Genomic DNA, 1128 nt, shown 5'->3' with positions numbered 1-1128 from the left:
GAGCGGGCCCCAGGTGCGGCCGCCGTCCGTGGAGCGTTTGAGGACGACGTCGATGTTCCCGAAGTCGTCCCGGGAGCCGACCCGGCCCTCGCAGAAGGCGAGCAGGGTGCCGGTGCCGGTGGCGACGACGGCGGGGATCCGGAAGCTCGCGTATCCCTCGCCGCCGGCGCGGAAGGGGACGCTGGTCTCGGTCATCGGCGGGCTCCTCCGGTCGTTCGACAGCGGCACGGGTGACCGGTCCATGTGCCCAAGCCGGGCGAATTCGTGGTGAATTCCACATCACGAGTGACCGGTCGGGGCAGGATGCGGTCGCATGGATGCCGTACGGGTCGCACTGCTGCGGGAAGTGCTCGCCGGGACCGAGTGGCTGGGCGCCACGCGGAGGTTCGCCGGGGCGCTGCGGGGTTCGGTGGTGTCGCACGGGGGCGGGCTGCTGCTCGTCGGCACGCCGGAGTACGAGCCGTGGCATCTGGCCGCGCACCTGGTGGACGAGGCCGCGTGGTCGGGCACGCCGGAACTGGCCCCGACGCTGGTACGGCACGACGCGCGGCCCTGCGACCCGGCGCATCTCGCGGTCGGTCTGGGGCGGCTGGAGGCGGCCCGGCGGGGCGAGACGCTGCTGGTGGTGTCCCCCGAGGGACCCGCCGCGCCACTCCTTGAACGGGTGTCCGACGCCCGGCGCGCCGGGGCGACGGTCCTGGCCCTCGGCTCCGGCGCGGGGGAACTGCCGGCGATGGCCCATGAGTCCCTGGCCGTCCCCGCCGGCTCGGAACTGGACCTGGACACGGTGCAGCACCTGGTCAGCGCGGCGGCCGGGGAGAACGCCCTCCCGACCCCACGGGGCCGCCGCCGCTTCCGGGACAGGGTCTCGAGACTGGCGGAGCATCTGACGGCCCCGCCGCCCGCGCGCTGGTGAGTCCGGGCTCGGGAGGGCCCGCCGCGGGGGGTGTCGTCTCGGGCGCGACGCGCGCGGTCGGTCGTGCCGGCCCGGGTCGGCCGCGCCGCGCCGTCCGCCGACCTGGCGCGGAGGGCATCGCCGGGCGCCGCCCCGGGGTCCGGCGCCGAGCCGGTGTGTCGTGCGGCCGGCGCCGGCCGGAACGCACGGCGTCCGTGGGCGGCACGCGCAGC

At 76.9% G+C, this 1128-nt stretch carries 1 protein-coding gene and 1 pseudogene; one reads left to right on the top strand and one right to left on the bottom strand.

Going from position 1 to position 1128, the window contains the following annotated elements; translation table 11 throughout:
- A pseudogene (locus tag ACFTZL_RS45055) lies at positions 1–195 on the bottom strand (exo-alpha-sialidase); the annotation flags it as partial.
- 118 nt (positions 196–313) lie between these two features.
- On the opposite strand from ACFTZL_RS45055, the gene ACFTZL_RS45050 reads away from it, so the two are divergent.
- The gene (locus tag ACFTZL_RS45050; protein WP_382596480.1) at positions 314–916 is read left to right on the top strand and encodes a hypothetical protein; all 603 of its coding nucleotides are present in this window, start codon (positions 314–316) and stop codon (positions 914–916) included.
- The last annotated feature ends 212 nt before the right edge of the window (positions 917–1128 follow it).

Origin of the sequence: Streptomyces sp. NPDC056948 (assembly GCF_042674225.1) — a bacterium.
Lineage (GTDB): Bacteria > Actinomycetota > Actinomycetes > Streptomycetales > Streptomycetaceae > Streptomyces > Streptomyces purpurascens.
Note: the sequence above shows the minus strand (reverse complement) of the source record. Positions and strands in the feature narration are given on the sequence as shown.

Coding starts and splice junctions, on each gene's coding strand:
- ACFTZL_RS45050 (WP_382596480.1), top strand. CDS start 314: ATGGATGCCGTACGGGTCGCACTGCTGCGGGAAGTGCTCGCCGGGACC.